Source organism: Luteimonas sp. S4-F44, assembly GCF_022637415.1.
GTDB lineage: Bacteria > Pseudomonadota > Gammaproteobacteria > Xanthomonadales > Xanthomonadaceae > Luteimonas.
On the sequence record NZ_CP093340.1, the window covers coordinates 45,749 to 70,207 of the forward strand.

A 24,459-nucleotide genomic window follows, 5' to 3' on the forward strand; every position below is an offset into this window, starting at 1 on the left:
GCACAGAGGCGCGCCATTGTAGGGGCCAGGGTCACAAATGCCCGGCGCGGCGGTGATCTGCGTGCAATGTCGGATTCCAACAGATGGCGACCATGCGGGTCGGTATGCTTTTTTCGATGAATGCGAGCGTTCACCAGCCGGTCGACCTGCCAGTCGATGCCCGGCAGCTTCTGCGTCGCCAGACGCGGCATCTGCACGCGCGGGTGGACGCGTTTTTCGTCGACGGATTGCAGAGCGAGGGCGACTACGCGCGTTACCTGGTCGGCATGCATCGCTTTGCTGCCGACCATGAGATCGCCGTCGGCGCAATGCCGCGCCAGTCGTTCTGGCTAGCCTGCGATCTGCAGACGCTCGGGCTGGCGCCGTTACCGCCGGGGGGCATCTGCACGCCGGTGGCCAACGCCGACGAACGCCTGGGCTGGGAATACGTGATGGCCGGTAGCAGCGTCGGTGCCCGCTATCTGTTGCGGCACGCGCTTGCGCTCGGTCACGACGAGGCGGCCGGTGCGCGGTTCCTCACTCGGCATGCGGCCGATGGCGGTTGGGCCCGCGTGCTCGAACGGCTCGCGGCTTGCGCGCCGGAGGACGGTGCGCTGATGGCGCGGCTGCAGCGCGGTGCCTGCGATGCATTCGTCCAGGTGCAAGGTTGTTTCGAACGCAGTTTTCACACTCACCCGGCCCCCGCTCAGGAGTCCGCCGCATGAACACCGTCCTCGAGCGCGCGCTGCAGGTCTGTGCCAACGAACCGATCCACCTGTCGGGGGCGATCCAGCCACACGGGTATCTGATCAGCTGTCACCTGCCCGATTGGACCATCCACCATGTCTCGGCCAACATCGAATCGCTGATGGGGGTGGGCCCGGAGGAGATGCTGCGGCACACGTTGCGGGAATTCTTGACCGATGACCTGATCCAGGCCGTGGCCGAGACCATCGGCTTTGGCGAATCCGGCGCACCGCCGCAGCGCGCGGCCGTGGGCAACATCGGTCCGATGGCGCATCTGTGCGATGTCAGCGTGCACGTCGTCGACGGGCTCGTGCACCTTGAGATCGAGCCGCAGCCGCGCAGCGCCGCCGAGCGTTCGCCGACCGTGGTCGCGCAAACAATGATTGCGCGCGTGGCCGGCAGCGACGACATCGGCGACTTCCACCAGCGGGTTGCAGAGCAGGTGCGCCTGCTGACCGGCTACGACCGGGTGATGGTCTATCGTTTCCGCCATGACGATTCGGGCGAGGTAGTCGCCGAATCGCGCGATTCGGCGCTGACGTCCTATCTGGGCCTGCGCTATCCCGCGTCCGACATTCCGGTGCAGGCACGCACGCTGTATCTGCGCAACCGCATCCGCGTGATTCCCGATGCGACCTACGTGCCGGTGCCGATCCTGCCCGATCGCGACGGACGTGGGGCACCGCTGGATCTGGCGCAGATGGCACTGCGCAGCGTCTCGCCGGTGCATCTGGAATACCTCGCCAATATGGGCGTGGTCGCGTCGATGTCGATTTCGATCGTGTCCGCCGGCCGGTTGTGGGGGCTGATCGCCTGCCATCACCGCACGCCGCGCCGGGTGCCGCCGGGCGTGCGCGCGGCGGCCGATCTGTTCGGTCTGTTCGTCTCGATGCGCGTGGCCGCGCGCGAGCAGCAGCGGGCGCTGGCGCTGGAGGAAGGCGCACGCGGCGTGCGCGAGACCCTGGTCCTGCGGCTCGACAATGCGATCGACCCGCGACTGGCGCTGGCCACCGAACTCGACCTGTTGTGCCGCGCGGTCGACTGCGACGGCGTCGGCCTGTTGCAGGGCGGGCATTGGCACAGCGCCGGGCGTACGCCCGGCCAGGACCAGGTGCCGGGCCTGATGGATTGGATCCAGCGCAACGACGCAGGCACCGGCCTGGTGAGCACCGATGCCGCTGCCGATTGGAGCCATGACCCCGACGAGGCCGACGGCATCGCCGGCGTGCTGGCGTTGCCGCTCGACCCGGCGCGCGAGGAGTGGCTGTTCTTCTTCCGCTGCGAAGAGGTCCAGGACGTGCGCTGGGCCGGTCGCCCGGACGCGCCGTTCCTGATCGACGAGGAAGGCGACCGTATCGGCCCGCGGGCGAGCTTCACCGCCTGGCACGAGACGGTGCGCGGCATCGGCGTGCCGTGGTCGGATGCCGACCGCCGGATCGTCGGCCGCCTGCAGGTCGCCCTGCGCGAGCGCTACCGGCACAGCGTGCTGCATGCCGAGGTCGGCGACCTGCGCGCGCATCGCGCACGCATGGACGTGCGCGAGCAGCGCACCCGGCTGATGCAGATGTCCGAACTGCTCGACGGTCTGGTGCACGTCAGCCCACAGGAAGCGGCGCAGCTGTCGGCACGGATCAACGGCCTGGAGGCCGAACTGCAATCGCTGATCGGGCCGGCGCACGCAGTCGAGGAGTGACGCCTCGCCGCGCGCCTGCACGGCCGGCCTGCGACGACGGCAGGTGCGCCAGGCGCCCGCGCGCTGCGCGGGACGCCGGAGAGATGGTTACCAGACCACCTCGGCCATCGAGCAGTTCAGGCCCGAGCCGATGCCCAGCAGGGCGACCCGGTTGCCCTTCTTCAGGCGGCCCATTTCGCGCAGCTTGCTCAGCACGATCGGCACCGAGGCCGGGCCGATGTTGCCGTGCTCGCCGAAGATCGTGTGGACCTTCTTCGGGTCGATGCCGAACGCCTGCACGAACGACGCGGTGTGGACCTTGCTGACCTGGTGGATCACGAACTCGTCGAGCTCATCGACGACCCAGCCCAGCGCATCGCGCGCAGCGACGAAGGTCTTCTGCGCCAGCTTCATGCCTTCGAGCAGCAGCATGCGAGTGTCGGTGACCATGCGGTCGAGGTTGCCGCGGCACAGCGTGTTCCACTCGGTCGCCGAGCGGGTCACGCCGCCCTTGTAGCGCGGTGCGTCGGGCACCAGGTCCGCGCGCGCAAGCACCATCGCCGCCGAGCCGCAGCCCAGCGTCAGCGTGGCCAGCTCGTTGCGGAAGTCCTCTTCGGTCGCGTCGGGGTGCAGCAGACGCTCCATGGTCTTCTCGTAGGCGAGATTGGCGGTCTCGCCGTCGACGATCAGGGCGTAGTCGATCTCGCCCAGCTCGATCATGCGGCTGGCGACGTCCATGCCGTTGACGAACGCCAGGCATGCATTGGCCAGGTCGTAGTTCTGACAGGTGTCGCCGATGCCGAGGTTGCCGCCGACGATGCTCGCCGTGGACGGCTCCAGGTAGTCGCGGCTGACCGAGGTGTTGACCAGCAGGCCCAGCTGGGTGGCCTCGATGCCGGCATCGTCGAGCGCCTTGCGTCCGGCCAGCGTCGCCGCGTCCGACGCCAGCGTGTCGTCGTCCCACAGGTGGCGTGCGTGGATGCCGGCGATGTCCTTGAGGACGTCGGTCTTGATGCCGAGCCGGTCGAGGGTCGGCTTCAGCCGGGCGTTGATGTCGTCGCTGGACAGACGGTGCGGCGCATCGACATGGGCGAGGCCGGCGATGGCGACGTTTTCAAAAAGCATGGGCTGGGCGCCGGATCTGGCAAAGGGAGCCGTATAGGGTAACCGCTTCGCCGAGGCGACGCATGTCGCGGGCGCGCCCTGCGCGGCCCGCACATTCGAGGAGGGCCGGACAGCGCCCCTGCGGAGCGATCAGCAGGGCGCCGAGGCCGTGTTCAGCGTCCGCAGCGCCAGGCGGCGAAGCGCTGGCTGCCCGCGGCGGGCTCGCCCAGCGGGTGGATGGTGTCGGCTCCCAGACCGGGTGCTTCGTTGCGCGCCAGGGTCTCGAGCTCCTCGCGCACGCGCAGCGCATTGCGCTCCACGAACGCGATGCTGTGCTTGACCGAGACCTCGACCTCGCCGCGTTTTTCGCAGTTGCTCGGCGCCGCGTTGACCACACGCACGGCGCTCGCACCGGGCGCCATGTGCACCCAGGTACAGCCGGTGGCGGACACCGTCAGCAGCAAAACCAGCAGGGACTTGCGCATGGAGACTCCGGACGTTCGAGGAAGGGCGCGATGCCCGCCATTGTGGCGGGCATCGGCTGAGCAGGCGAGCATTGCCGCCGTTACGTGTCAGCGGCCGACCGGCTTGCCGTCCGCGTCGAGCACCTGCACCTCGCCCAGCTCCAGGGCGCGGATCGGCGCTTCGATCTGCTTGAGATCGCCCACGACCACCCAGGTCAGGGTCTTGGGATCGATCGTCGTCACCACGCCGGTGAGATCGGCCACCGTCATCGCCTCGATCTCCGCCTTGCGCTGGAACACATAATCGTCCGGTCGGTTGAAGCGGACATTGCCGCCGATGGTGTTCATCACCGACCACGCCGTTTCGTAGGCACCGGGCAGGCTCAAAGTCTGGATGGCCTTGGCGCGGGTGAGCTCGGCATCGGTGGGGGGGCGTTGGCCGCCGGCGAAGTCGGAGAGCTCGCGCTGGATCTCGGCCATCGCCTCGGCGGTCTTGTCGATCTGCACCGGCGCCGAAGCCGCCCACGGCCGCTGACCAAGCGCTGCGCTGGCCGAGCTACGCGCCCCATACGACCAATGCTTGTCCTCGCGCAGGTTCATGTTCAGACGCGCGGTGAAGTTGCCGCCGATCACGGTATTGGCCATGTCGAAGCGGGTTGCCGACGGATCACTGGTGGACGGGATCACCTGGGCGGCGAAGATGTTGGCTTGCACCGCGCCGGGCTGATCGATCAGGAACACGCGCGATGCCGTCGGGCGCGCGACCTCGGCGATCTCGATCGCCGCCGGCGCCGGGCCAGTGCCGCGCCAATCGCCGAAATGGCGCTCGAGCATCGGCACGATCTCCGCCAGCGTGGTGTCGCCGACGACGATCAGCGTTGCGCCTTCCGGACGCACCCAATCACGGTGGAACGTCACCAGCTCGTCGCGCGTGAGGCGCGCGATGGCGTCCTCGTTGCCGGTGCCCGAGAACGGGATCCCATACGGATGGTCGGCGCCGTAGATCAGCGGCGGCAATACCCGCATCGCCGCACTCGATGGGCGCGCCTTCTCCTGCGCGATGCTGGCGATCCAGGTCGCCTTGACGCGATCGATCTCCTTCTGCGCGAAGTTCGGCCGACGGATCATATCGGCGAACAGCGCCAGCGACGGGTCGAGATTTTCCTTGAGCGCCGACACGTAGGCGTTGCTGCCGTCGAGCGAGGCGCCCGCGCCGATGCTTGCGCCGAGTGCCTCGGCGCGGTCGGCGAACGCCAATGCATCCAGACCGCCGGCGCCTTCGTCGAGCACGCTCATCGTGAAGCTTGCGGTGCCCGGCGTGCGGCCCTGGTCGGCGGTATACCCGCCCTTGAATTCGTAACTCAGCTGTACCACCGGGATCTCCGGCCGCCGCGCCAGGATCACCTGGGTGCCGTTGGACAGCGTCGCGCGTTCCTGTGCGGGGAACTTCAGTTCGGGGAACGTGGTGGTCTTGGGAACCCCGGCACTCCGGTCGACGGTGCTGCGTGTGGTGCGGTATTTCGGATCCGGCGCGGGCGGGGTGAACGGCGCTGGCGTCACCGCCGGCTCCTCGGCGAGCGGCGTGCGTGCGCCGGGCACCACGGTGATGGTGTGGCTGCCGACGTCGAGCCACTTGGCGCCGGCTGCCTTGACGTCCTCGGCGGTGGTCGCGGCGATGTTGGCCAGCGACGTGCGGAAGCAGCCAGGGTCGCCCTCGTAGACCGTGCATTCGGCCAGCGCGTCGGCCTTGCCGCCGAACCCGCCGATGCGCTCGATGCCGCGCACGAAGCCGGCGCGGGACGAGGTCTTGGCGCGTTCGAGTTCCTCGGCCGTGGGGCCCTGCTCGATCAGGCGCTGCAGTTCCTCCTCGATCGCCGCGTCCACTGTCGCCGGGTCCACGCCCTGCTTGACCGTCGCCATGACGATGAAGTTCGAGCCGAGCTGCGAGCCGTAAGCGCCGGCGCTGATGCTGTCGACCAGACGCTCGTCGTGCAGCAGGCGCCTGTCGAGGCGCGAGGCCTTGGCGCCGCCCAGCACGTTGGCCAGCACCTGCAGGTGGTCGATGTCAGTCGTGCCCAGTTCGGCGACATTCCACGCGCGATAGATCCGCGCCTGCGGCACCTGGTCCTCCATGGTCTCGCGGGTGTCGGCCGTGCGCCGGGCAACATCCACCTGCGGCTGGGCCATCGTCGGGCCGGCCGGGATGTCGCCAAAGTACTGCGCGACCTTGCGCTTGGCAGTCTCGACATCGATGTCGCCGGCCAGGACCAGCACCGCGTTGTTGGGGCCGTACCACGTGCGGAACCACTGTTTGACGTCCTCGAGCGAGGCCGCGTCGAGGTCGTTCATCGAGCCGATGACGCCGTGGTGGTAGGGGTGGCCCTTGGGATAGAGCGCGCGGGTGAGCTTGTCCCACACCTGGCCATAGGGCTGGTTCTCGCCCTGGCGCTTCTCGTTCTGCACCACGCCGCGCTGCTCGTCGAGCGCGGCCTGGTCGATCGCGCCGAGCAGGTGGCCCATGCGGTCGGATTCCATCCACAGCGCCATGTCCAGCGCGGTGGTCGGCACGTTCTGAAAGTAGTTGGTGCGATCGGTGTTGGTCGTGCCGTTCTGGTCGGTCGCGCCGACCTGCGAGAACGGATCGAAGAACTCGCCGTCGTGGTGCTCGCTGGCCTGGAACATCAGGTGTTCAAACAGGTGCGCAAAGCCACTGCGGCCGGCCGGCTCGTCCTTGCTGCCGACGTGGTACCAGATGTTGACCGCGACGATCGGCGCCTTGCGGTCGGTGTGAACCACCACCCGCAACCCGTTGGGCAGGGTGAAGCTCTCGAAGGGGATGTCGACGCCGGCGGCGGCCGCGGCGGGCGTTTGCGCCAGGGCCGACGGCGCGAGACCGGCGCCGGCCAGGGCGAGCCCGGTGGCCAGCGCCATCAGCGCGCGGCGGGGACGGAAGGAGGCGGAACGGGAGAGACCGACGGACATGCGCAATTCCTGAGCAACGGGCCGCGCGGGGGCGGACGATCCGCTCATCCTAGCCATACACCCGCGCGCTGGCACGGGTCGCAGGTCATGGCCGACGGCCGGGCGTACGCACGACCACCGGCGGCAGCGACGACTTCGTCCTCATCGCCGGCCGGCTAGGGTGAAGGCCTTACCTGTGGGAGTCTGCCGCCATGCCCGAGTGGACATTGGTCACCGGCGCGAACCGGGGCCTTGGCCTGGAGTTCGTCCGTCAGCGGCTTGCGGCCGGTGCGCCGGTCGTCGCGACCTGCCGGCAACCCGGGCGCGCGACAACGCTCAACGCGCTCGCCGGTGAACACCCCGGCCATCTCAAGATCCTGCCGCTTGATGCGATCGACCCGCGCTCGCGCGCCGAGCTGGTGCGCGAGCTGCCATTGGCGATCGGCAAGGGCGGCCGGATCGACCTGCTGATCAACAACGCCGGCGTCCTGCACGGCGGCGAGCGGTTCGGACACCTGGACGGCGAGACCCTCGAGCACAGCCTGCGCACGAACGCGATCGCACCACTGCTGCTGACCCAGGCGCTGGCGCCGTGGCTGGCCGGCGGCGCCTGCGTGGCGAACCTGTCCTCGCAACTGGGCTCGATCGCCGGCACCACCCGCTTCGGCACGCCCAGCTACGCGATCAGCAAGGCTGCGCTGAACATGGCGACGGTGCAGCTGGCGCATGCGCTGCGCGAGCGCGGCGTGGTCGTCGTGGCGCTGCACCCCGGCTGGGTCCGCACCGACATGGGCGGCGGCCAGGCGAGCGAGGCACCGGATGCGTCGGTGGCCGGGCTGCTGCGGGTGATCGACGGCCTGTCGGCCAACGACAGCGGGCAGTTCCTCGACTGGACGGGCGCCCGCTTGCCCTGGTGACGGCTCGAGCGCGGACAATAGCCGCCCGCGCGCCCGGCTCCGTCCATGTTCGACGTCATCCTGCACACCCCCGAGATCCCGCCCAACACCGGCAACGTCATCCGCTTGTGCGCCAACACCGGTGCCCGGTTGCACCTGGTGCGTCCACTGGGCTTCGACCTCGACGACCGCAACCTGCGGCGCGCCGGGCTCGACTACCACGAGTACGCCCCCTTGCAGGTCCACGACAGCCTGGATGCGGCGCTGGCGGCGATCGCGCCGCCCCGGCTGTTCGCGCTGAGCACCCGCAACGCGGTGCGCTACGACACGCCTGCGTTCGCACCGGGTGACGCCTTCCTGTTCGGCAGCGAGACCCGGGGCCTGCCGGATGCGGTGCTGGCGTCCGTGTCGGCCGGCCGGCGGCTGCGACTGCCGATGCGACCGGACAACCGCAGCCTCAACCTATCGAACGCGGTGGCGGTGGTCGTCTTCGAGGCTTGGCGGCAACAGGGCTTCGACGGCGGGGCATGACCGGACTGAATGCAGCGGCAAAAGTTCCTGTACTGGAAAGTTCAATATTCAGCCGGGATTTCAGCGCCCGGGCCGAAGATGCGCGTCACGGCCCGGGTGGTCGTGCTTCCCCTCCCCCTCGAAGCGCCATCCCCTCCCGCCACCCGGGCCGCCCCTTTTCGATGCGTCAGCGCATCGCGCAACACCCACAAGACCTATAACAAGCAAGACCGGTGTCCGTTGTTCCGATTCAAAAAGAGAGAGTTGTCCCCATGAAGTGCATCTTGCCGATCGCGGCCCTCGCCGCTGTCCTCCCGTTCGCCGCCAACGCGGCCCAGGGCCTGTCCTACAACTACGTCGAAGGCGGCTACTCGGCCAGCAAGGCCGATATCGCCCCGATCAACCGCGACGTCGATTCCGACGGCTGGTCGATCCGCGGCGCCGCCGCGTTCCACCCCAACTTCCACGCCTTCGGCGACTACACCCGCGAAAGCATCGACAACACCCACCGCGACCGTGACCAGTGGAGGTTGGGTATCGGCTACAACCACGAATTGTCGGACCGCACCGATCTGCTGACCCGCGTGGCCTACCAGAGCATCGACTTCGGTCAGGGTCTCGACGCCAGCGGTTACGCCGTCGAAGTGGGCGCGCGCAGCGCGCTGCTGCCGGCGCTCGAAGGTTATGCGCTGGCCGGCTACGAGCATTACGGCCGCGGCATCGACAGCGAGTTCTACGGCCGCCTCGGCGCGCAGTGGAAGTTCAACCCCAACTTCGGCGTCGCCGGCGACGTCAAGCTCATCAAGGGCGGCGACGTGCAGTGGTTCGTCGGCCCCCGGCTGAGCTGGTAAGTCCCCCGCGGCATCCGGTCCGCGCTTCCCCTGGCGCGTCCCCTCTCCCTACTGGATGCTGCACCGACCCGGCCGGAAACGGCCGGGTTTTTTTGTGGCTTCTTTTGAGATCAGAGTGCTCCTGCGCCTGCCGCTCGATCGAGCCGCTCGTCTCCATGGGAGGCGTAACGTGCCGTTACGGATTGCTCCCTTGTTCGATCAGCATCACGACTGACTTGCCGCCGCAGATCACCTCGCAGCGAGGTCCGGCAGCGATCACGTCAGTTCTTCAAGTCACGCGACAGCACAAGCGGGCCTGACTCATCCGTGGCCAGCTATCGCGGCTCTGTCCAGCATGATGCACAGGGCAGAAGGCGCGCGTCTTCTTCTCGCGGATGACTCTGTATGCGCACCTACCCGAAGGTGGGTGCTGAAAGTTCAAGGCAGCGGACGGACGGTCGGTGGCTGCGTCGAGCGCGCCAGGGATGGCGCGCGCCCGAGTCAAATGTCCTGACCGAGGGGAGAGCGGCTTGCTGCCGGCCGACTGCTGTCCATCCGAAGGTGCGGAACACCCCGTCGCCAGCTTGCCCCGAACGCAAACAGCTTAGAACAGCGCGCCGGTGTATTCGGGCTTGCGTTCGCGGGCCATCAGCCGGGCGAGGCCCTCGGCAGGGCTGATCTCCCCGTGCAGCACGGCCTGGACATTGCTCGAGATCGGCAATTCGATCTCGTGGCGGTTCGCCAATCGCATGACCTCGTCGGCCGTCTGCACCGACTCGACCACCTGGCCGATCGCGCGCACCGCATCCTCGAGCCGTTCGCCCCGGCCCAGGGCCAGGCCCAGCCGGCGATTGCGCGACAGATCGCCCGAACACGTCAGCACCAGATCGCCCAGGCCCGCCAGCCCCATCAGCGTCTCCGGGCGACCGCCGATCGCACGGTTCAGGCGCAGCATCTCGTTGAGGCCACGGGTGATCAGGCCGGTGCGGGCGTTAAGGCCCAATTCCATGCCGTCGGCCGCACCGGTGGCGACCGCCAGCACGTTTTTCATCGCACCACCGAGCTCGGCGCCGCGCATGTCGGTGCCGGTGTAGGCGCGGAAGCTCGGCCCGTGCAGCACATCGGCGACGCTGCGGGCGAAATCCTCGTCCTCGGATTGCACCGTCACCGCAGTCGGCAGCCCGGACGCGACCTCCTTGGCGAACGACGGCCCGGTGACCACGGCCAGCGGCACATCGTCGCCGACCAGTTCGCCGGCGACCTCGTGCAGGAACCGGCCCGAGCCGGGCTCGAAGCCCTTGGTCGCCCACGAGATGCCGACGCCCGGCGCCCGCAGCGGCGCCAGCTCGGCCAGCGTCTCGCGGAACGCATGCGAAGGCACCACGACCAGGATCAGCCCGGCGCCATCGAGCGCGCGTGCCAGGTCGGTGGTCGCGCGCAACCGCTCAGGCAATGGGATGCCGGGCAGGTAGCGCGGATTCTCATGGCGCTGGTCGATCGCCTCGACCGTCGCCGCGTCCCGGCCCCACAGCGTGGTGGGGTGACCGTTGCGGGCGATCAGCGAGGCGAGCGCGGTGCCCCAGGAGCCCGCGCCCAGCACCGCGACGGCAGTCGCGCGATCGGTCACGCTCAGGCGTTGCCGATCTGGTCGGTCGTCGGCTGGCCGGCGGCCTGCTGGTTGCCGCGCTGGCGCAGGCCCTCGGCGTACAGCGCGTCGAAGTTGATCGGCTGCAGCAGGAAGGGCGGGAAGCCACCGGCCTGGATCAGGTCGCCGATCAGCTGACGCGCGTAGGGGTAGAGCACGTTCGGGCACTGCGTACCCAGCAGCGCGTCGAGCGTGCCGCTGTCGAAACCGGCCAGGCCGAAGACGCCGGCCTGCTTGACCTCGGCGACGTAGACGGTGTTGTTGTCGTCTTCGCCGATCGTGCAGGTCAGGGTGATCGCCAGCACGACCTCATAGGCGTTGTCGCCCACGCGCTGCACGCTCTGGTTGAGGTTCATGTTGAGCTGCGGCTGGGCCTGCTCGTTGAAGATCTGCGGGGCCTTGGGCGACTCGAACGAGACGTCCTTGACGTAGATCTTCTCGACACTGAACTGCGCGCCGGCCGGCTGCTCCGGCGCTGCGCCGTTGGCGCCGTTGTTGGCCTGTTCTTCGGACATGGGATCGACTCCAGCGATAATGGGGATGAGGCGGATCGCCGATTATGGCACCCGCGAAGGACGGTCAGCGGTCAGCCGCGGCCCTTGACCAGCGGCAGATCGGCTTGCTGCCAGCCGGCGATGCCGCCGTCGAGTACGTAGACGTTCTGGAAGCCGGCCTTCTTCAGGCGTTTGGCGGCATCGCCGGCGGTGCTGCCGGTCTTGCACACCAGCACGACCGGCAGCGCCTTGGCCGCGGCGAGCTGTTTGCTCTCCGGGTCTAACTGGCTCATCTGCACGTTCTTGGAGCCGGGAATATGGCCCTTGCCGAAGTCGGCGCTCGGGCGCAGGTCGACGACCAGCGCGTTGTCGCGGTTCACAAGCGCGGTCAGCTCGGCCGGGCGCAGGGCCTTGAAGCCGCGGAACAGCCGCGAGATCTCATTGAAGACGATCGCCACCGTGAGCACGGCGAGGATCAGCGACAACATCTGGTTTCGGCCCAGGAAGGCCAGCAGTTCTTCGAAGTTCACGACACGATTCGCGCAGCGTCAGCGGGCGGCGATTGTCGCACACCGCGCCGGGCGCACCACCGGGGCCCGCGATCGGGGGGCAGGGCGGCTGCCCGGGCCGGCTATTCGCCTTCCCAGAAGTCGGGCAGGCCGCTGACGTTCCACCAGGTGCCGGCGTCCGGGTCCCAGCGCCAGCGCTCGGTGTGGCGCAGCGTGCGTTCGGCCATCGAGTGGCGGTTGACCACCCGGATCTCGACCTCGCGCAGGGCCTCGTCCTGGCCGGCCTGACCGCCGAGCGGGCGGTAGCCGGTGACCTGTAGCTGGGCGTAGCGGGCGAACGCCAGCTCGCCCATCGGTCGCTCGGCACGCACGTCCGGGTCGACCAGCTGCCAGGCGCCCTCGATGTCGTTCCAGCGCATCGCGCTCGCCCAGGCGTTATGCACTCGCTCCAGTGCGCTGCGTTGCTTGCCACTGCTGGCGCAGCCGCCGATCGCCAGCGCCAGTGCGGTGAGCAGGACCAGCAGCGGCAGGGAGGAGCGGCGGATCGCGCGCATCGGCAGGGTCCAGGACAACGGGCGTTGGTGCATCGTAGCCGCAACGCCGGTCGGCCGGGCCCGGCTCGCCGGTATCCTGTCGCCGATGACGCCTTCTGATGCCCCCAGCCCCGCCGGCGAGGCGGTCAACATCGCAGCCGCGTTGCCGCGTCTGGCGCGCGAGCGCCCGGCGCAGATCGCACTGCGCTGCCCCGGCCCCGATGGGCGCTACCGCGATGCGCATGCGCTCAGCTACGCCGCGCTCGATGCGCGCAGCGACGCGATCGCCGCGGGCCTGGCCGCGCGCGGCATCGTCCGCGGCACCCGCACGGTGCTGATGGTGCGGCCCAGCCCCGAGTTCTTCCTGCTGATGTTCGCGCTGTTCAAGGCCGGCGCAGTGCCGGTGCTGGTCGATCCGGGCATCGACCGGCGCGCGCTGCGACAGTGCCTGGACGAAGCGCAGGCGCAGGCCTTCATCGGCATTCCGCTGGCGCAGGTCGCGCGCGTGCTGCTGGGCTGGGCGCGCTCGGCGGCGATCCGCATCACCACCGGTCGCCGCGCTGTGCTGGCCGACGCGACCCTGGCCCAGGTCGAGCGCGACGGTGCGCGCGCCGGGCCGCAGTTGGCGGCGACGGCCGCCGACGAGGTCGCCGCGATCCTGTTCACCAGCGGCTCGACCGGCGTGCCCAAGGGCGTGGTCTACCGGCACCGCCATTTCGTCGCGCAGATCGCGATGCTGCGCGACGCGTTCGGTATCCCGCCCGGCGGCGTCGACCTGCCGACGTTTCCGCCGTTCGCCCTGTTCGACCCGGCGCTGGGGCTGACCTCGATCGTCCCGGACATGGACCCGACCCGCCCGGCGCGGGCCGACCCGCACAAGCTGCACGCCGCGATCGCGCGCTTCGGCGTCGACCAGCTGTTCGGCTCGCCGGCGCTGATGCGGGTGCTCGCCGAGCACGGTGCGCCGCTGCCGGGCGTGCGCCGGGTCACCTCGGCCGGGGCGCCGGTGCCGCCGGATGTCGTGGCGACGATGCTCGCGCTGTTGCCGCCCGAGGCGTCGCTGTGGACACCGTACGGCGCCACCGAATGTCTGCCGGTCGCGGTCGTCGAAGGACGCGAACTGCTGGCACTGCGCAGTCGCACCGAGCAGGGCGCAGGCACCTGCGTCGGCCGGCCGGTCCCGCCCAACGAGGTGCGCATCATCGGTGTCGACGATGCCGCGATCGCCACGTGGTCGGATGCGCTGGAGGTGCCGCGCGGGCAGATCGGCGAGATCACCGTCGCCGGACCCACCGCGACCGATACCTACTTCGGCCGCGAAGCGCAGACCCGGCTGGCGAAGATCGCCGAGACCCTGCCTGACGGCAGTACGCGCGTCGTCCACCGCATGGGCGACCTGGGCTATTTCGACAGCGAGGGCCGGCTGTGGTTCTGCGGGCGCAAGGGCCATCGCGTCGTTACCGCCGGCGGCACGCTGTGCACCGAACAGGTCGAGCCGGTGTTCAACGTCCATCCCGATGTGGCGCGCACCGCGCTGGTCGGCGTGGGCCCTGCCGGTCGACAGACCCCGGTGCTGTGCGTGGAGCTGCAACCCGGTGTGGGCAAGAGCGAGCACGCCCGCATTGCCGACGAACTGCGTCACATCGGTGCCGGCTTCGTGCACACCGCCGGCATCGCGACGGTGCTGTTCCACCCGCGCTTCCCGGTCGATATCCGCCACAACGCCAAGATCGGCCGCGAGACGCTGGCGGCTTGGGCCGCCGCCCGTGTCTGAGTCCGCCGCCGCGTCGCCTGCGCACTATCGTCTCGACGATCTGCGCATCGACGTGGCCCGGCAGCGGGTGGTGCGCGACGACGGCCAGGTGCTGGAGGTGGCCGGGCTCAGCTTCCGCCTGCTGCGCTACCTGCTGATGCAGGGCACGCGGGTGGTCGGCTTCGACGAATTGATCGCACAGGTCTGGGCGCCAGCGCTGGTCGGCGAGGAAACGGTCACCCAGCGCGTGCGCCTACTGCGCCAGGCGCTGGGCGACGACGGACGCCGGGCGCGTTACCTGCGCTCGGTGCGCGGCTGCGGCTATCAGCTGTGCAGCCCACCACGTCCTGACGACGACGCGCTGCGCGTGTCCGACGTCCGCGGCCGGACGCTCGTTGCCGCTGCGGTGCTGGCGCTGCTGCCGGTGATCGCTGCGGTCGGCTGGTGGTCGTGGCCGAGGCCGGCTGCGCAGGCGCTGTCGCCGCTGCTGCAGCGTGCCGACTACTACGCCAGCATCGGCCAGCGCGAGAACAACGCGCGTGCGCTCGCGCTGTACCGCGAGCGGCTGCACGAGGCCCCCGACGACATGCAGGCCGCGCTGGGCTTGGCCCGCGCCCATGCCGCGCGACTGTGCCTGTATGGCGGCGACCTCGCCGATGCCGACCGCGCGCAGGCGCTCGCCGAACACGTGCTCGCGCGCCAGCCGCGCCTGGCGGCCGCGCACGCGGCACTGGCCTATGCGCACGACTGCCGGGGCGAGGTGGCCGCGGCGCTGGCCGGCTACGAACGCGCGGTGGCCCTGGACCCCGACGCCGATGCCGCGCGGGCGTCGGCCGCCTACCTGTACGCGCGCCAGGGCCGGCTGGCCGATGCGCTGGCGGCCAACCTGGCCGTGCACCGTCCCGAGGATGCGCGGTTTCTGGCGCTGCAGATCGCCGCCGACCTCGACCTGCTCGGCTATACCGACGCGGCCGAAGGGCGCTACCGGCGCAGCTTCCAGCTCTACCCCGACAACGTGTTCTCCAATCTCGCTTGGCCGAACTTCCTGTACCGCCATGGGCGCGGCGCGCAGGCGCAGGCGGCGCTGGACGAGGCGCTGTCGCGCGGCACCGACCACGCGGGCCTGCAACTGCTGGCTGCCGAACTGGCCTTGCAGCGCGGCGATCTCGATGCCGCGCGGTATGCGGCGCAGCGTGCGCGTGCGCTCAAGCCGCATGCGAGCCTGCCGGAGACGGTCGCCTGGATCGTCGCTGCCGAGTCGCGGCCCGCGGCGCCGGCGCTGCGCGCACGCATCGCCGCGCTGCGTACGGGGCTGGCGGCCGGTGGCGATCCGCTGGACGGACTCGATGCCGCGCTGCTGGCATCGCTGGCCGGCGATCGCGCCGCGGCACTCGATGCGCTGGACGCCGCGGTCACGGCGGGCCACCGCGATGCGGACTACCTGCGCGTCTCGCCGCTGTTCGCCGACCTGCGCGGCGAGCCCGGCTTCGCCGCGGTACTGGCGCGGATCGATGCCGGCATCGCGCGCGAGCGGGCGCGCGTTCGCGCCGAAGGACGCTTGCCGGCCGACGCGGTTGCGGTCACGGCAGCGCGCTGAGCACGTAGTCCGACAGCAACGCCCGGGTCTGCGTGTGCATGCCCGGCTGGTTGTAGTGGGTCCGGGTCACGACCACGACCAAGCGCGCTTCGGGGATCACGAAGACCGCGTTGCCGCCATTGCCCGACATCGTCCAGGCCTGCCACCGCCGCGCGCCGGCGGCGACGTCGAAGCGCCACAGCTGATACCCGTAGTCGGCCTCGAACGGCGTCCGCGCGCGCGGCTGCAGCATCGCGTCGATCCACGCCGCCGACAGCACGCGGCGGCCGTGCCAGCGTCCGCCATCGGCGAGCAACTGGCCGAGCCGGGCAAGATCCCGGCTGCGGTATCCGGTGCCGCCACCGCCCATGCCCGTGCCCTCGGGCGCGCGCTTCCAGGCTGCCTCCGCGATGCCCAGCGGCCGCTCCAGCGTCTCGCGTGCAAAGTCGGGCAGCGCCAGGCCGCTGGCGCGCTCGACGATCGCACCCAGCAGCAGGCTGTTGGCGGTGCAGTAGGCGAACGCCCGCCCGTACGGACTGTCGGCCGGTCGCGTCTGCCACGGCGCGTAGCCGCGCTCGGGCAGATCGAGCGCGAAGCCCGTCCAGTCCGCGCTCACGTACATGCGTTCCTCGTGGCCACTGGAGAAGGTGTTGTTGTCGTCGCACTCCCACTGCGCGCTCATCGTCAGCAGGTCCTCGACGGTCGTCGCGTCCTTGAACGCGCCGGGGTGGGCCGGCCGGCGGTCGGGAAAGAAGCCCAGCACCGGGGCCCGGACATCGGCGATCAGGCCGCGATCGATCGCCGCGCCCACCAGCAACGCGGTCACGCTCTTGGTCAGCGAGCGGGTGTCGTGCAGCGTGCTGCGATCGGCACCGTCGAAGTAGGCCTCGTGGATCAACGCGCCACGGTGGACGACCAGCACGCTGGTGGTGTCGGGCGCCGCGCCTGCGTTGATCGCGGCATCGAGCGCCGCGAGCTTTGCGGCGTCCCAGCCCAGACGGACGGGATCGGCGACCGGCCAGCCGTCGTCCAGCGCCGGGGGCGATGCGGCGGCGGTGGACAGCGGACAGGCGAGGGCGGCCAGCAGAAGCAGGCGCGGCAGGATGGACATCGTCGGCACTCCGTTCGGGGAGCGGCCAGCCCACCAGAGCGGCGGATGAAGTGCCCGGTGGCGGGATGAAGGTTTCTGAAGGGCTTGCCGATTAAGCGCTTGCACGCGCCTGCGTCGCCAGTCCGGCAGGCGCCCGCTATCGTGTGCGCTCCTCAAGCGTGGAGCGCGACATGCAGATCCTGGTCACCGGCGGCGGCGGCTTTCTCGGGCAGGCCCTGTGCCGCGGCCTGGTCGCGCGCGGCCACACGGTCTCCAGCTTCAACCGCGGTCACTATCCCGAACTCGAGGCGCTGGGCGTGCGCCAGATCCGTGGCGACCTTGCCGACCGCGACGCCGTGCGCGCGGCGGCGGCCGGCATGGATGCGCTCTTCCACAACGCCGCCAAGGCCGGCGCGTGGGGCGACTACGACAGCTACCACCAGGCCAACGTCGTCGGCACCCAGCACGTGCTCGACGCCTGCCGGGCGCAGGGCGTCGGCCGGCTGGTCTACACCTCCACACCGAGCGTCACTCATCGCGCCACGCACCCGGTCGAAGGCGGCACGGCCGACACTGTGCCCTACGGCGAGGGGTTCAAGGCGCCGTACGCGGCGACCAAGGCGATCGCCGAGCGCGCCGTGCTGGCGGCCAACGGCCCGGAGCTGGCGACGGTTGCGCTGCGACCGCGGCTGATCTGGGGGCCGGGCGACCAGCAACTCCTGCCGCGCCTGGTCGAGCGGGCTCGCGCCGGCCGCCTGCGCTTCGTCGGCGATGGCGAGAACCGCATCGACACCACCTATATCGACAACGCCGCGCAGGCGCACTTCGACGCCTTCGCGCATTTGGCGCCGGGCGCGGCCTGCGCGGGCCGGGCGTACTTCATCAGCAACGGTGAGCCGACCACGGTCCGCTGGATCATCAACGCGCTGCTCGAGGCGGCCGGTGCACCGCCGGTGCGCAAGACGATCCCGTTCCGCGCGGCGTATGCGGTGGGCGCGATGTGCGAAACGCTGTGGCCGCTGTTGCGCCTGTCCGGCGAGCCGCCGATGACCCGTTTCCTCGCCGAACAGCTGAGCACCGCGCATTGGTACGACATGGCGCCAGCGACGCGGGACTTCGGCTATCAGCCCGCTGTGTCCCTTCACGACGGACTCATCCGGCTGAAAGATTCGCTGGAATCGTCGGCGCGCCATCACCTGATCGCGACCTGACCGGGCATACGGTGGGGCCCGCAGCCGCTACTGGCCGAATCCCACCAGGAGACCACCATGCTCAGATATGCCGTCATCTTCCTCGTCGTCGCCATCATCGCCGGTGTTCTCGGCTTCAGCGGCGTGGCCGGTGCCGCCACCAATATCGCTTGGATCCTGTTTGTGGTGTTCCTGATCCTGGCTGTGATCTCGATGCTGCGTGGACGAGGGGTCTGACGCCCCGACCGCATCGTCGCGATGACGCAAAAGGCCCGCCACCGGCGGGCCTTTTGCGTTGCGGCGCGAGCGCTGCGGCCTGGGCCCGACGCTACAATCGGGCCATGGCCGACCTTCCGTTCTCTCCGTTCTCCCTGCTCAAGCCGATGGCCGGCCGCGCGCTGGAGACCGCGCTCAACCGCGCGATCGCGCTCGATGCCGACACCGGGGCGGCGCTGCGCGCGCTCGACGGCCAGCAGATCGCCCTCGCGCTGAGCGCGCCGCCGCTGGCGCTGACCCTGCGCGTGGACGGCGACCGCCTGCGCGTAGGCCCGGTCGATCCGGAGGTCGAGGCCCACCTGTCGGTGCGGACCACGCTGGCCGGCGCACTCGGCCAGCTGCCGTTTCTGCGTCGCGGCGACGCGCCGCCGATCGGCCAGGTCCGGGTCTCGGGCGATGCCGAGCTCGCGCGCCGGCTGCAGCGCATGGCCGCGGGCTTTGATCCCGACTGGCAGCGCCCGTTCGTCGCCGTGCTTGGCGAGGTCGTCGGCGTGCAGGTCGCCAACGCCTTCGCCGCGGCCCTGCGCCAGGCACAGGACGTCGGCCGCAACCTGGCCCAGAGCGCGGCCGAGTACGTAACCGAGGAAACGCGCGATGTGGTGCCGCGCGCCGAACTCGACGCCTTTCACGACGATGTCGACGGCCTGCGCGACGACGTCGAGCGGCTCGCAGTGCGAGTGGCCCGGCTCGATCGCGGGACCGCCGCATGAAGGGCCTGCTGCGCGCCTCGCGCATCGGCCGGGTGCTGTTGCGTTACCGGCTCGACGACCTGCTCGACGGCACGCCGGCCGAGCGCTGGCTGCGGCTGGCACGGCCGTTCGTGCCACGGGCCTCGACGGCGATCGCGGCGCAGTCGCGCGGTGCCCGGCTGCGACTGGCGCTGCAGGAGCTTGGGCCCATCTTCGTCAAGTTCGGGCAGATCCTTTCGACCCGTCGCGACATCGTGCCGCCGGACATCGTCGACGATCTGGCGCTGCTGCAGGACCGGGTGGCGCCGTTCGACGGCGCATTGGCGCAGGCGATCGTCGAGCGCGAGCTGGCGATGCCGATCGCGCAGGCTTTCGTCGCCTTCGACCCGGTGCCGCTGGCCTCGGCGTCGATCGCGCAGGTGCACGCGGCGATGCTGCCCGGCACCGATGATGGCCCGCCGCGCGAGGTTGTGGTCAAGGTGCTGCGCCCGGGCATCGAAAAGCAGATTGCCGCCGACGTCGCCCTGCTGCGCAATCTCGCCGCGCTGGTCGCGCGCACCCATCCCAACGCCGACAAGATCCGCCCGCGCGAGGTCGTGGCCGAGATCGAGAACACCCTCGCCGCCGAGCTCGACCTGCAGCGCGAGGGCGCCAACGCCTCGGTGCTGCGCCGCTTCTGGGCGCAGTCGAGCGATCTCTATGTGCCGGCGCCGGTCTGGGAGCGCACCGCCCAACGCGTGCTCACGCTCGAGCGCGTCTATGGCATTCCCAGCGACGACATCGCCGCGCTCGACGCGGCGGGCATCGACCGGTCCGCGCTGGCGGCCAAGGGCGTGCGGGTGTTCTACACCCAGGTCTTCCGCGACAACTTCTTCCATGCCGACGCGCACGCGGGCAACATCTGGGTCGATCCCGAGCGCACGACCAATCCGCGCTTCATCGCGCTCGACTTCGGCATCATGGGCCAGCTCTCGCGCGAGGATCAGTACTACCTCGCCGAGAACTTCATGGCGATCTTCCGGCGCGACTATCGCCGCATCGCCGAACTGCACGTGCAGGCGGGCTGGATGCCGGCGCATCTGCGCATCGACGAGCTCGAGGCGGCGGTGCGTGCGGTGTGCGAGCCGTACTTCACCCGCCCCCTGTCGGAGATCTCGCTGGGCGAGGTGCTGGGCAAGCTGTTCCGCACCGCGCAGCGCTATGAGCTGACGCTGCAGCCGCAGCTGATCCTGCTGCAGAAGACCCTGCTGAGCATCGAAGGCATCGGCCGGCTGCTCGACCCGAAGCTCGACATCTGGGCCGTCGCCCGCCCGGTGCTCGAGCGCATCCTCGTCGAGCGCTACAGCCCGCCGCGGTTGCTGCGCGAGTTCCGCGATCGCCTGCCCGAGCTGGTCACCCGCGCGCCGGAAATGCCGCAACTACTGCACACCTGGCTCAAGCAGCAGGTCGAGGGCCGGCACGAACTGCGCATGCGCTCCGATGACCTGGCGATGCTGACCACGACGATGCAGGGCATGCAGCGGCGGGTGGTCGCAGCGATCCTCGGCGTGGGCCTGTTGATCGTCGCGGCGGTGCTCTACGCGCTCGAGGCCGGCGGCCCACGCGTCGTCGGCGTGCCGGTCGCGACCTGGGTCGCGGGTATCGGCGGTGTCTGGGCCCTGCTCGCCGCTTGGCCGCGGCGCGGGCGCGTGCTGCGCTAGCCGTGTCGCGGGTACGCGCTCCTGCGCTCGCTCGCGTTACGACATCGCCGGTGGCGCCGGAAACGGCGTGTTGTCGGGAAGCGGGATGAACTCCGCATCGTCGGCGTCGGGCAGTTTCATCCGGCCAGCCGTCCAGTCCGCGGCCGCTTGTGCCAGACGCTCGCGCGAGGACGAGACGAAGTTCCAATAGATGAAGCGCTCGCCGACCGGCTCCCCGCCCAGCACCATCACCGTGGCCTGCTCGGCGGCGCGCACGCGCGATGCCGCCGCGCCCAGCACCAGCATCGTCCCGGCGCCGTAGCGCGCGCCGTCCAGTTCGACTGCGCCGGTGGCGACGTAGAGGCCGCGTTCCCGGTAACCGCCTGGAATCTCCGCGACCGCGCCGGGGGCCAGGTCGAGGTGGGCGTAAAACAGCGGCGACAGCGTCTTGGCGCCCGCGTGCAGCCCGTAGGCGCTGCCGGCGATGAGATGACCGGTCACGCCCGCCTCGTCCCATTGCGGCAGGTCGTGCCCGGCGTGATGCGAGAACGCGGGCGCGATCTCCTCCTGCCCATCGGGCAACGCCACCCAGGCCTGGATGCCGTGCACGCGGTCGCCGTGCTGCCGCGCATGATCGAACCGCTCGCTGTGGGTGATGCCGCTGCCGGCGGTCATCCAGTTGACCTCGTGCGGTTTGACCGCCTGGGCGTAGCCGAGGCTGTCGCGATGCATGATCTGGCCCGAGAACAGATAGCTCACGGTCGACAGGCCGATGTGCGGATGCGGACGGACATCGACGCTGCGATCGATGCCAGCGGGCAGGTCGACCGGGCCCATGTGGTCGAAGAACACGAAGGGCCCGATCATGCGTCGCTTGGCGAACGGCAGCACCCGGCCGACCGAGAAGCCGCCCCCCAGGTCGTGGCGGCGCTGGGGAATGATCATGTCGATCATGCGGTCTGTCCTGATGGCGGAAGGGCGAGCATCGCATGCCCGCCATTGGCGGTGCGTCGCACCGTGCGCGGGCGCGACGCGGTGGGCCCGGATCACCGGCATCGCGATGCAGACTCCGGTCCACGGGGCAGGGAATGATGCGCTGCCTGGGGCCGTTGGCCCGACGGCGTCACCGTTGGCCGGTGTTTCCGGGGGCGGGTGACATGGGGCGCATTGCACCGGGCCCGGGTGATCAGCCCAGACCGAAGAATGCCGCCGCGGTGGCCGTGGTCGCCTGCGCGGTCGCCTCGGGCGTTTCGTTCCGGTCGCGTGCGAGCTCGGCGACGATGTGCGGCAGGAACGCCGGCTCGTTGCGACGGTCCTTGGGCATGGGATCGAGCGTGCGTGGCAACAGATACGGCGCGTCGGTCTCCACCATCAGCCGATGCGCGGGGATGTTGGGCACCAGCTCGCGCAGGTGACGGCCGCGACGTTCGTCGCATAGCCAGCCGGTGATGCCGATGTGCCAGTCGCGGTCGAGGCAGTCGAACAGTTCGCGCCGGCCGGCGGTGAAGCAGTGCACGACTGCCGGTCCGATCCGGCCCTCGAAGTCCTGCATGATCGCGACGAAGTCGTCGTGCGCGTCGCGCTGGTGCAGGAACAGCGGCTTGGGCGTGCCGGCGGCGGCGAGATCGGCCGCGATCTGCAACTGGCGTTCGAAGGCGCGGCGTTGCGCCGGCCGTGGCGAGAAATCGCGGAAGTAGTCGAGCCCGCATTCGCCCACCGCCACCACTTCGGCGTGCGCATGCAGCGCGCGCAGTTCGGCGTCGCATTCCTCGGTGTACTCGGCCGCATGGTGCGGATGCACGCCGGCGGTCGCGTACAGCAGGCCCGGGTGCTGGCGCGCGAGTTCGAGCGCCTTGGGCGAGTGCTCGCGGCTGGCGCCGGTGACGATCATCCGGGTCACGCCGGCATCGCGCGCGCGCGCCAGCACGGCGTCGCGGTCGCGGTCGAAGCTGTCATGGGTGAGATTGGCGCCGATGTCGATCAGGGGCGAGGTCACGCGCGAGCACCTTGGGAACGGGCTGCGCATTGTAGGCCGGCCCGCACATTTCGCCCGGCAGGTGCCGCGTGCCGGACGCGCGCGCGGGGCGTTCAGTTCGCCAACTGGCAGCTGGTCGGCCGGCTGCTCTCGAACAAGGCGCGGGTCGCCCACTCGGGATGGTCGACGAACGGGTTGCGGTTGCCCTGGAAGCTGTAGACGACCTCGTTGCGTGCGCGCTCGGCGGCATCCGGCGGGTCGGCCTGGTGCCAGGCCAGCAGCGTCGACAACAGCCCCATGTAGGCCGGCGAGGCCGAGGTGCCGACGATGCGGCTGCGGTCGTCGGTCAGTTCCAGATCGGGCTCGGACTGGCCGGTCGACGGATGCGTGCCGCCTTCGTAGCGGATCGCCATGTACAGCACCGCGCGCGCCATGTCGCCCTTGCGATGGCGCCAGACCTGGAAGCCGGCGTTGTCGGTCCAGTTCGAATTGCCTGGGAACGTGCCGGTGCCGCCGCCGACGCCGTGATTGGCCTCGGTTGCGCGCTCGCTACAGTTGGCCTGCGTGCCGCAATCAGCGAACGGTTTGTTGCCGCGCGCGGCGTTGTGGTCGGTATCGGTGAGATAAAGCATGTGCGCGTCGGTGTGCGGCGCATGGGGCAGGCCTTTGTCGCCGGTCGCGCTCGGGAACCCCAGCGACTTGGGCCAGGTGTGCTCGCGGTTGTAGGTCAGCCCGCTGCCGGTGCCCGCGCGGCCCGATACCTTGGTGTAGCTGCGGTTGCGATAGGCGTCGAGGATGCGGCCCGGATCGTTGGGGTCCTCGTCGGCGATCTCCAGGATCGTCCAGGTGCTGGTGCCGCTGCCGCTGTAGGGATACGAGGTGTGGCCGCGGATCGTGGCGTGCAGCGAGCAGCGCAATTGCGCGGCGCTGCTGGTGTTGACGCGGGCGTAGTAGTCGCCGCCGCCGGTGCTGCTGCTGGCGACGGTGAACGCGACGCTGGCATCGCCGGCCGGCTGCCGCCCGTCGGCGTCATGGATCGCTGCGGCGCTGATGCTGAGCGTGCAGGCCTCGCCGCCATGCAACGCAGTGCCGGTCGACAATGCGAAGTGCGCGCCGCTGGTCGGGTGGTCGAGCGCGATCGTGCCCGAGGTCGCGCATTGCAGTGCGAACGCACCCGGCGACAGCGTGACCGCTTCGCTGAAGTCCACCGACAGATCGCCGGCGGGCGGGAAATCGCCGGCCCCGGCTGCCGGGTTGGTTGCGACCACTGCCGGCGGCGTGCCCGGGCCTGCGTCGCTGCTGGCGAAGGTCTGGCCGGTATTGCAGGCGCCGAAGGTCTGCGGCGCCGACGGGGCCCAGTCGAAGTCCTCGGCGGTCGCGCCGCTGCCGGTGAGCTGCAGCGAGGTGCCGACCGGCGCCGACGCGCTCTCGGACACCGGCAGGTTGCGGCTGGACCACCCGGCGGCCGGGCCGTTGCCGGCGACGATCGTGCCTTCGTAGCTGATGAACTGCACGACTTTGCCGGCCGCATCGACGAGCGCGATGCCGTCGTTGGGGCCGTTCTGCAAGCCGTCGCGCGGGAAGCTCACCGTCGCGATCGATACCGCCGCCCCGCAACTGCGCGGCTGGCCGGCAGGGACCGCCACGTTGTTGTAGGTCGTCGCCGCAGTCGGCGTGTTGCTGCCGTTGTAGAGCCACAGCCGGTAACCGGCGAGGTTCTCGCCGGCGGTGGCGACGATCTCCACCGCCTCGCCGACATCGGCGCCTGCATTGTCGTAGTGCAGCTCGTTGACGAACACCTCGGCCTGAACGGCTGGGGCGACCAGCAGGGCGAGCAGCCACGCCGCGGTACGGGTGGGACGGGCAGGGCGACGGGACATGGCGGTT

At 70.2% G+C, this 24,459-nt stretch carries 22 protein-coding genes; 11 read left to right on the forward strand and 11 right to left on the reverse strand.

Going from position 1 to position 24,459, the window contains the following annotated elements:
* Positions 1-116 precede the first annotated feature (116 nt).
* Positions 117-704: a biliverdin-producing heme oxygenase gene (locus MNO14_RS00230; RefSeq protein WP_241944823.1), complete on the forward strand. Its 588-nt coding sequence runs from the start codon at positions 117-119 to the stop codon at positions 702-704.
* Positions 701-2,419, forward strand: a complete 1,719-nt coding sequence (locus tag MNO14_RS00235; RefSeq protein WP_241944824.1) for a GAF domain-containing protein — start codon at positions 701-703, stop codon at positions 2,417-2,419. The genes MNO14_RS00230 and MNO14_RS00235 overlap by 4 nt, the downstream gene beginning before the upstream one ends.
* Before the next feature lie 87 nt (positions 2,420-2,506).
* Here MNO14_RS00235 and MNO14_RS00240 read toward each other — a convergent pair whose 3' ends face one another.
* From MNO14_RS00240 to MNO14_RS00250, 3 genes are all read right to left on the reverse strand, one after another.
* Positions 2,507-3,523 carry a 3-oxoacyl-ACP synthase III gene (locus tag MNO14_RS00240; RefSeq protein WP_241944825.1) on the reverse strand — a complete coding sequence of 339 codons (1,017 nt, stop codon included), beginning with the start codon at positions 3,521-3,523 and terminating at the stop codon, positions 2,507-2,509.
* Between the two features lie 152 nt (positions 3,524-3,675).
* Positions 3,676-3,987, reverse strand: a complete 312-nt coding sequence (locus MNO14_RS00245) for a DUF4156 domain-containing protein (RefSeq protein ID WP_241944826.1) — start codon at positions 3,985-3,987, stop codon at positions 3,676-3,678.
* A gap of 87 nt (positions 3,988-4,074) precedes the next feature.
* Complete coding sequence (locus MNO14_RS00250; protein ID WP_241944827.1) at positions 4,075-6,948, reverse strand: pitrilysin family protein; 2,874 nt, start codon at positions 6,946-6,948, stop codon at positions 4,075-4,077.
* A 191-nt stretch (positions 6,949-7,139) separates the two neighbouring features.
* Here MNO14_RS00250 and MNO14_RS00255 point away from each other — a divergent pair, with 191 nt between their 5' ends.
* From MNO14_RS00255 to MNO14_RS00265, 3 genes are all read left to right on the forward strand, one after another.
* Complete coding sequence (locus tag MNO14_RS00255; protein ID WP_241944828.1) at positions 7,140-7,844, forward strand: SDR family oxidoreductase; 705 nt, start codon at positions 7,140-7,142, stop codon at positions 7,842-7,844.
* A 45-nt stretch (positions 7,845-7,889) separates the two neighbouring features.
* Positions 7,890-8,354 carry a tRNA (cytidine(34)-2'-O)-methyltransferase gene (locus MNO14_RS00260; RefSeq protein ID WP_241944829.1) on the forward strand — a complete coding sequence of 155 codons (465 nt, stop codon included), beginning with the start codon at positions 7,890-7,892 and terminating at the stop codon, positions 8,352-8,354.
* 251 nt (positions 8,355-8,605) lie between these two features.
* Positions 8,606-9,184, forward strand: coding sequence for a diffusible signal factor-reguated Ax21 faimly protein (locus MNO14_RS00265; protein ID WP_241944830.1), 579 nt, complete (start codon positions 8,606-8,608; stop codon positions 9,182-9,184).
* Between the two features lie 583 nt (positions 9,185-9,767).
* Here the strand turns inward: MNO14_RS00265 and MNO14_RS00270 are convergent.
* From MNO14_RS00270 to MNO14_RS00285, 4 genes are all read right to left on the reverse strand, one after another.
* The gene (locus MNO14_RS00270) at positions 9,768-10,790 is read right to left on the reverse strand and encodes an NAD(P)H-dependent glycerol-3-phosphate dehydrogenase (protein ID WP_241944831.1); all 1,023 of its coding nucleotides are present in this window, start codon (positions 10,788-10,790) and stop codon (positions 9,768-9,770) included.
* 2 nt (positions 10,791-10,792) lie between these two features.
* Positions 10,793-11,323, reverse strand: a complete 531-nt coding sequence (gene secB / locus MNO14_RS00275) for a protein-export chaperone SecB (RefSeq protein WP_183425030.1) — start codon at positions 11,321-11,323, stop codon at positions 10,793-10,795.
* A gap of 71 nt (positions 11,324-11,394) precedes the next feature.
* Positions 11,395-11,832, reverse strand: coding sequence for a rhodanese-like domain-containing protein (locus MNO14_RS00280; RefSeq protein WP_241944832.1), 438 nt, complete (start codon positions 11,830-11,832; stop codon positions 11,395-11,397).
* A 101-nt stretch (positions 11,833-11,933) separates the two neighbouring features.
* Entirely contained in the window at positions 11,934-12,365 is a 432-nt protein-coding gene (locus MNO14_RS00285) for a hypothetical protein (RefSeq protein ID WP_241944833.1), read from the reverse strand.
* An 85-nt stretch (positions 12,366-12,450) separates the two neighbouring features.
* Between MNO14_RS00285 and oleC the strand changes: the two genes are divergently transcribed.
* Both oleC and MNO14_RS00295 read left to right on the forward strand, forming a co-directional pair.
* Complete coding sequence (gene oleC / locus MNO14_RS00290) at positions 12,451-14,118, forward strand: olefin beta-lactone synthetase (protein WP_241944834.1); 1,668 nt, start codon at positions 12,451-12,453, stop codon at positions 14,116-14,118.
* The gene (locus tag MNO14_RS00295) at positions 14,111-15,694 is read left to right on the forward strand and encodes a winged helix-turn-helix domain-containing protein (RefSeq protein WP_241944835.1); all 1,584 of its coding nucleotides are present in this window, start codon (positions 14,111-14,113) and stop codon (positions 15,692-15,694) included. Before oleC ends, MNO14_RS00295 begins: the two co-directional genes overlap by 8 nt.
* On the opposite strand, the gene MNO14_RS00300 is transcribed toward MNO14_RS00295, so the two are convergent.
* Positions 15,678-16,784 (reverse strand): serine hydrolase, encoded by a 1,107-nt coding sequence (locus MNO14_RS00300; protein ID WP_241944836.1) that lies wholly within the window; start codon positions 16,782-16,784, stop codon positions 15,678-15,680. The genes MNO14_RS00295 and MNO14_RS00300 overlap by 17 nt on opposite strands.
* 170 nt (positions 16,785-16,954) lie before the next feature.
* On the opposite strand from MNO14_RS00300, the gene oleD reads away from it, so the two are divergent.
* The 4 genes from oleD to ubiB all read left to right on the forward strand — a co-directional run bounded on the left by oleD (position 16,955) and on the right by ubiB (position 20,618).
* Positions 16,955-17,974, forward strand: a complete 1,020-nt coding sequence (oleD, locus tag MNO14_RS00305) for a 2-alkyl-3-oxoalkanoate reductase (RefSeq protein WP_241944837.1) — start codon at positions 16,955-16,957, stop codon at positions 17,972-17,974.
* Between the two features lie 57 nt (positions 17,975-18,031).
* Positions 18,032-18,190 (forward strand): DUF1328 domain-containing protein, encoded by a 159-nt coding sequence (locus MNO14_RS00310; protein ID WP_047137175.1) that lies wholly within the window; start codon positions 18,032-18,034, stop codon positions 18,188-18,190.
* 104 nt (positions 18,191-18,294) lie between these two features.
* On the forward strand, positions 18,295-18,939 hold the full coding sequence (locus tag MNO14_RS00315; protein ID WP_241944838.1) for an SCP2 sterol-binding domain-containing protein: 645 nt from the start codon (positions 18,295-18,297) through the stop codon (positions 18,937-18,939).
* Positions 18,936-20,618 (forward strand): ubiquinone biosynthesis regulatory protein kinase UbiB, encoded by a 1,683-nt coding sequence (ubiB, locus tag MNO14_RS00320; RefSeq protein WP_241944839.1) that lies wholly within the window; start codon positions 18,936-18,938, stop codon positions 20,616-20,618. Before MNO14_RS00315 ends, ubiB begins: the two co-directional genes overlap by 4 nt.
* 36 nt (positions 20,619-20,654) lie before the next feature.
* Here the strand turns inward: ubiB and MNO14_RS00325 are convergent, their stop codons facing one another.
* The 3 genes from MNO14_RS00325 to MNO14_RS00335 all read right to left on the reverse strand — a co-directional run bounded on the left by MNO14_RS00325 (position 20,655) and on the right by MNO14_RS00335 (position 24,452).
* On the reverse strand, positions 20,655-21,551 hold the full coding sequence (locus MNO14_RS00325; protein ID WP_241944840.1) for a pirin family protein: 897 nt from the start codon (positions 21,549-21,551) through the stop codon (positions 20,655-20,657).
* Positions 21,552-21,783: 232 nt separating this feature from the next.
* Positions 21,784-22,593 carry a TatD family hydrolase gene (locus MNO14_RS00330; protein ID WP_241944841.1) on the reverse strand — a complete coding sequence of 270 codons (810 nt, stop codon included), beginning with the start codon at positions 22,591-22,593 and terminating at the stop codon, positions 21,784-21,786.
* A 92-nt stretch (positions 22,594-22,685) separates the two neighbouring features.
* Complete coding sequence (locus MNO14_RS00335; protein ID WP_241944842.1) at positions 22,686-24,452, reverse strand: endonuclease; 1,767 nt, start codon at positions 24,450-24,452, stop codon at positions 22,686-22,688.
* Between the last annotated feature and the right edge of the window lie 7 nt (positions 24,453-24,459).

Excerpts from the sequence above, each read along its gene's own strand:
- MNO14_RS00230 (WP_241944823.1), top strand. The coding sequence starts at position 117 with ATGAATGCGAGCGTTCACCAGCCGGTCGACCTGCCAGTCGATGCCCGG.
- MNO14_RS00235 (WP_241944824.1), top strand. The coding sequence starts at position 701 with ATGAACACCGTCCTCGAGCGCGCGCTGCAGGTCTGTGCCAACGAACCG.
- MNO14_RS00240 (WP_241944825.1), bottom strand. The coding sequence starts at position 3,523 with ATGCTTTTTGAAAACGTCGCCATCGCCGGCCTCGCCCATGTCGATGCG.
- MNO14_RS00245 (WP_241944826.1), bottom strand. The coding sequence starts at position 3,987 with ATGCGCAAGTCCCTGCTGGTTTTGCTGCTGACGGTGTCCGCCACCGGC.
- MNO14_RS00250 (WP_241944827.1), bottom strand. The coding sequence starts at position 6,948 with ATGTCCGTCGGTCTCTCCCGTTCCGCCTCCTTCCGTCCCCGCCGCGCG.
- MNO14_RS00255 (WP_241944828.1), top strand. The coding sequence starts at position 7,140 with ATGCCCGAGTGGACATTGGTCACCGGCGCGAACCGGGGCCTTGGCCTG.
- MNO14_RS00260 (WP_241944829.1), top strand. The coding sequence starts at position 7,890 with ATGTTCGACGTCATCCTGCACACCCCCGAGATCCCGCCCAACACCGGC.
- MNO14_RS00265 (WP_241944830.1), top strand. The coding sequence starts at position 8,606 with ATGAAGTGCATCTTGCCGATCGCGGCCCTCGCCGCTGTCCTCCCGTTC.
- secB (WP_183425030.1), bottom strand. The coding sequence starts at position 11,323 with ATGTCCGAAGAACAGGCCAACAACGGCGCCAACGGCGCAGCGCCGGAG.
- MNO14_RS00285 (WP_241944833.1), bottom strand. The coding sequence starts at position 12,365 with ATGCGCGCGATCCGCCGCTCCTCCCTGCCGCTGCTGGTCCTGCTCACC.
- oleC (WP_241944834.1), top strand. The coding sequence starts at position 12,451 with ATGACGCCTTCTGATGCCCCCAGCCCCGCCGGCGAGGCGGTCAACATC.
- MNO14_RS00300 (WP_241944836.1), bottom strand. The coding sequence starts at position 16,784 with ATGTCCATCCTGCCGCGCCTGCTTCTGCTGGCCGCCCTCGCCTGTCCG.
- oleD (WP_241944837.1), top strand. The coding sequence starts at position 16,955 with ATGCAGATCCTGGTCACCGGCGGCGGCGGCTTTCTCGGGCAGGCCCTG.
- MNO14_RS00310 (WP_047137175.1), top strand. The coding sequence starts at position 18,032 with ATGCTCAGATATGCCGTCATCTTCCTCGTCGTCGCCATCATCGCCGGT.
- MNO14_RS00315 (WP_241944838.1), top strand. The coding sequence starts at position 18,295 with ATGGCCGACCTTCCGTTCTCTCCGTTCTCCCTGCTCAAGCCGATGGCC.
- ubiB (WP_241944839.1), top strand. The coding sequence starts at position 18,936 with ATGAAGGGCCTGCTGCGCGCCTCGCGCATCGGCCGGGTGCTGTTGCGT.
- MNO14_RS00325 (WP_241944840.1), bottom strand. The coding sequence starts at position 21,551 with ATGATCGACATGATCATTCCCCAGCGCCGCCACGACCTGGGGGGCGGC.
- MNO14_RS00335 (WP_241944842.1), bottom strand. The coding sequence starts at position 24,452 with ATGTCCCGTCGCCCTGCCCGTCCCACCCGTACCGCGGCGTGGCTGCTC.